Source organism: Pseudomonas sp. SWRI99, from assembly GCF_014270125.1.
In the GTDB taxonomy this organism is placed as follows: Bacteria; Pseudomonadota; Gammaproteobacteria; order Pseudomonadales; family Pseudomonadaceae; genus Aquipseudomonas; species Aquipseudomonas hamedanensis.
This window is the reverse complement of the sequence record NZ_JABWQR010000063.1, coordinates 1-3,997: the sequence shown is the minus strand read 5'-3', so window position 1 is coordinate 3,997 and position 3,997 is coordinate 1. Positions and strand designations below refer to the sequence as shown.

The window sequence follows — 3,997 nt, the reverse complement described above, 5'->3', positions numbered from 1 at the left end:
GCGCGCCCCAGCGGGGATAAATCCCCTCGCCACAGTAAATCCCTTTTGCCATCAGGTTAGCGCAGATATTCAGCCAGTCCGCTGTAGCAAGTCGCCAAGTGATAAGGCGTGGTCGAAGGCATGTCCTTGCGACTGACCTCGCCGTTTTCATCCCGGCATTCATGCCACCCGCCAGCATGCAGAAACCGCTGCCGCAACGCCTGCAACTGGCGCAACACCACCGCTTCGCTGCCAGCGCGCAACGTCAGCGCGCGCAGGTATTCGGCTTGGGCCCAGATCCGCTGCGTCGAGTCCCTCGGCCGTCCATTACCTTCCAGATCGAGCGTCGCCCGCACCGCGCCGCACGATTGCAGCACGCCATACTGCTCGGTAAAGGCAAACGCTCGATCCAGCGCACCATGCAGCTTGGAGCCACGCAACAGCGCCGACGATTGCAGCAGGAAATACCACTCGAACTGATGCCCCGGCTCGTACCAGTTATCCACAGCGCCCAGCGGCTTCTCCATCAGCACGCCATATTGCGGATCGACAAAATGCTTGTGCATGGCTGTGCATAACTCAAGCAGCGCCTTTTGCGTCTGCGGGTCTTCACGCACGGCGAGGGTCGCCAGAAAGGCTTCGGCCAGGTGCATCAACGGGTTTTGCAGCGGGCCGGTCTGCAGGGTGATCCAGTCGCGCTCAAGGCATGCTTCGTACAGGCCATCGCCGGTAGCGAAGCGTCGACCGATGATTTCAAGGGCGGCGTTCAACGTCGACTCGACCAGCGGATCGCCGGACTTCTGCCAGAAATGCGCGCAGGCAAACAGGATGAAAGCGTGGGTATAGAGATCTTTGCGCGCGTCCAACGGTTTGCCTTGGGCATCGATGCTGTAGAACCAGCCACCGTGCTCGGCATCGTGGAAGTGCCGTTGCAAGGACCGGAACAACGCCGCCGCACGGACTTCAGCGTTATTCACAACCCCGATCAGACTGGAAAACAGATACAACTGCCGCGCACAGGCCATCGCCCGGTAGCGTTGCGCTGGCAATGGTTGGTGCGTGGCGTCCAGTGCCTCGTACGGTAGCGCCATGTCGGCGTTCCAGCCCGGGCCTTGCCACAGCGGCACGATCACGTTGAGGAAGTGCTGTTGCACATCGCCGAACAGGGCGGTCAATTCGGGCTGGGTGGTGGAGCGGCAAGCGTGGGGCATGGGCGGGCGTCGTCACGGGCTGGGGCGATTGCGCGACATGGTAGCAGAGCGGCAGCCTGATGAGACGCGGTGTCTGTCAGACCGCCTTCGCGAGCAGGCTCGCTCCCACAGGTTTTGTATACGCCACAAATCCACTGTGGGAGCGAGCCTGCTCGCGAAGAGGCCAGTGCAGGCGCTAAAAAATCATCCTGCCAACAACCAGACGCCGGTCGCCGCCGAAGCTGCACCCGCCAACCGCACCAGCGGTGCAGCGGCCACGGGCAGAACACGCACTACGCCATAACCCAGCGCATGCAACACCGCCGTCGCCACAACAAACCCGGCCGCATACGCCCACGGATTGCTCATCTGCGGCAACTCCAGCCCGTGCGCCACGCCATGGAACAGTGCAAACAGCGCCGTCGCTGCCACTGCCATCACCAGCGGCGGACGCACCGCCAGTGCCACGGCCAGGCCCAGCGCCAATACCGAAGCGGCGATCCCGCTCTCCAGCGCCGGCAACTCAAGCCCTTCAAAACCGAGCAAACCGCCCAGCAGCATGGTGCCGACAAAAGTGCACGGCAGCGCCCAGCGCGCCGCGCCTTGTTGCTGCGCCGCCCATAAACCGACGGCCAGCATTGCCAGCAAATGGTCGAGCCCGCCGATCGGGTGGCCGATGCCCGCGAGGAGGCCGCTGTCGCCATGCCCCGGATGAGCAAAGGCCAGCGCCGGTGTCAGCAGCAGCGCCGCAGCGCCAAGAAGGTGTTTGAGTGTCATGGCTACGCTTCCTTGTTGATAACTGAAATCAGGCCGCTGTCAGCAGACCCTGGCGTTCGATGAAGGCAATGATCTCGTCCAGGCCCTGACCGGTTTTCTGGTTGCTGAACACGAACGGCTTGCCGTTGCGCATGCGCCGGGTGTCGCTGTCCATCATTTCCAGCGAGGCGCCCACCAGTGGCGCGAGGTCGATCTTGTTGATCACCAGCAAGTCGGATTTGCAGATGCCCGGCCCGCCCTTGCGCGGCAGCTTGTCGCCGGCGGAAACGTCGATCACATAAATGGTCAGGTCGGACAACTCCGGGCTGAAGGTCGCCGAGAGATTGTCACCGCCCGACTCCACCAAAATCAGATCCAGCCCCGGAAAACGTCGGTTCAGTTGATCGACCGCTTCGAGGTTGATTGAGGCGTCTTCGCGGATCGCCGTGTGCGGGCAGCCGCCGGTTTCCACGCCGATGATGCGCTCGGGCGCGAGGGCTTCGTTGCGCACCAGAAAGTCGGCGTCCTCGCGGGTGTAGATGTCGTTGGTGACCACGGCAAGGTTGTAGCGCTCGCGCAGTGCCAGGCACAAAGCCAGGGTTAATGCGGTCTTGCCGGAACCGACCGGGCCGCCGATGCCGACGCGCAGAGGTTGGGTGTGCATTTTATTCTCCAAAATAAAGGGCCTAAGAGCGGAAGAGCCGGCTGTACTGGCGCTCATGGGCCATGCACGCCAGCGACAGGCCGAAAGCGGCGCTGCCGATGTGTTCGGGATTGATTCGGGTGGCGCCCTGCTGCGCCTGTTGCAACAGCGGCAGCAGTTCGCTGGTCAGGCGCTGAGCGGCTTGCTGGCCCAGTGGCAGGGTTTTCATCAGCACGGCGAGCTGGTTTTCCAGCCAGCTCCACAGCCATGCGGCGAGAGCGTCCTGTGGGCTGATACCCCAGGCGCGCGCGGCCAAGGCCCAGCACAGGGCCAGATGCGGTTCGCAGGTCTGTTCGAGAAAGTCGCGGGCGGGCGCGTCGAGTTCCGGCAAACCGTTGAGCAGTTGCTGCAACGAATAGCCCATCTGGCGGCTCTCCAGATGCAATTCGCGGGTTTCGCGGCTGGCACGGTGGCTCTCGCAGAGTTGCCGCAGTTCGGCCCAGTCTTCGTCCGCCGCCGCCTGACAATGCGCCAGCAATAACGGTGCTTCGAAGCGCGCGAGATTCAGCAGCAGTTGATCGCCGATCCAGCGTCGGGCGCTGTCCGGGTTGTTCACCCGGCCGTTATCCACCGCCATTTCCAGACCTTGGGAATAGCTGTAGCCGCCAATCGGCAGCTGTGGACTGGCCAGACGCAGCAGCGCCCAGGCCGGATTCACAGGCGCACGCCGAACTGGTGGAGTTTCGGCGCGTAATTGAAATCTTCGTCGCCGTGGCGTGAATGATGATGGCCGCCCCCATAGGCGCCGTGCTCCGGCTGGAAGGGCGCCTCGATGGCTTCGACCTGCGCACCGAGCTGTTCAAGCATTGCCTTGAGTACGTAATCGTCGAGCAGCCGCAGCCAGCCGTCACCGACTTGCAGGGCAACGTGACGGTTGCCCAGGTGGTACGCCGCGCGAGTCAGTTCAAACGCGTTGGCGCAGGTCACGTGCAACAGTTGTTCAGGGCGCGCGCAGACGCGGACGATGCGGCCGTCTTCGGCCTGCAGGCACTCGCCGTCATACAGCGGCGGCTGGCCGCGCTCCAAAAACAACCCGACGTCTTCGCCCTCGGCACTGAAACAGCGCAAACGGCTTTTGCTGCGCGCCTCGAAGGTCAGGTGCAATTCGGCGGCCCAGACGGGTTGAGGGTCGATTCTGCGGTGAATCACCAGCATCGGGAAGCTTCCGGCAATGGACAATGCTCAGGCTAGAGCAAGGGCCGCGCCAATCCGACGGGACGTAGGAAATGGCTGTCGGCGTGCGCTTGATCTTTCAACAGGCGGGAGAATTCTGAAAGGTTTTGGTGCGTGAAGAATATGTCATGCACCAAATAGAGGCCGTGACGCTGCACCCTTGTAGGAGTGAGCCTGCTCGCGATAGCGGTCGGTC

General features: G+C 62.9%; 6 protein-coding genes. All 6 read right to left on the bottom strand.

Annotated features, from left to right (window positions below; translation table 11 throughout):
- Positions 1-56: 56 nt before the first annotated feature.
- Entirely contained in the window at positions 57-1,190 is a 1,134-nt protein-coding gene (locus HU743_RS26995; RefSeq protein ID WP_186652397.1) for an AGE family epimerase/isomerase, read from the bottom strand.
- 183 nt (positions 1,191-1,373) lie between these two features.
- The gene (locus HU743_RS26990; RefSeq protein ID WP_186652395.1) at positions 1,374-1,946 is read right to left on the bottom strand and encodes a HupE/UreJ family protein; all 573 of its coding nucleotides are present in this window, start codon (positions 1,944-1,946) and stop codon (positions 1,374-1,376) included.
- Between the two features lie 28 nt (positions 1,947-1,974).
- Positions 1,975-2,589 (bottom strand): urease accessory protein UreG, encoded by a 615-nt coding sequence (gene ureG / locus HU743_RS26985; protein WP_186547587.1) that lies wholly within the window; start codon positions 2,587-2,589, stop codon positions 1,975-1,977.
- 22 nt (positions 2,590-2,611) lie between these two features.
- A complete protein-coding gene (locus HU743_RS26980; protein ID WP_186652393.1) occupies positions 2,612-3,286 on the bottom strand; it encodes an urease accessory protein UreF in 675 nt (224 codons plus the stop codon).
- Positions 3,283-3,783 carry an urease accessory protein UreE gene (gene ureE, locus HU743_RS26975; protein WP_008087160.1) on the bottom strand — a complete coding sequence of 167 codons (501 nt, stop codon included), beginning with the start codon at positions 3,781-3,783 and terminating at the stop codon, positions 3,283-3,285. The genes HU743_RS26980 and ureE overlap by 4 nt, the downstream gene beginning before the upstream one ends.
- 32 nt (positions 3,784-3,815) lie before the next feature.
- The coding region (locus HU743_RS27305; protein WP_238351797.1) for a hypothetical protein at positions 3,816-3,997 on the bottom strand (182 nt) is incomplete at its 5' end.

Bases quoted from the DNA above. Each gene is read 5' to 3' on its own strand.
- ureE (WP_008087160.1), bottom strand. From the start codon at position 3,783: ATGCTGGTGATTCACCGCAGAATCGACCCTCAACCCGTCTGGGCCGCC.
- HU743_RS26990 (WP_186652395.1), bottom strand. From the start codon at position 1,946: ATGACACTCAAACACCTTCTTGGCGCTGCGGCGCTGCTGCTGACACCG.
- HU743_RS26995 (WP_186652397.1), bottom strand. From the start codon at position 1,190: ATGCCCCACGCTTGCCGCTCCACCACCCAGCCCGAATTGACCGCCCTG.
- ureG (WP_186547587.1), bottom strand. From the start codon at position 2,589: ATGCACACCCAACCTCTGCGCGTCGGCATCGGCGGCCCGGTCGGTTCC.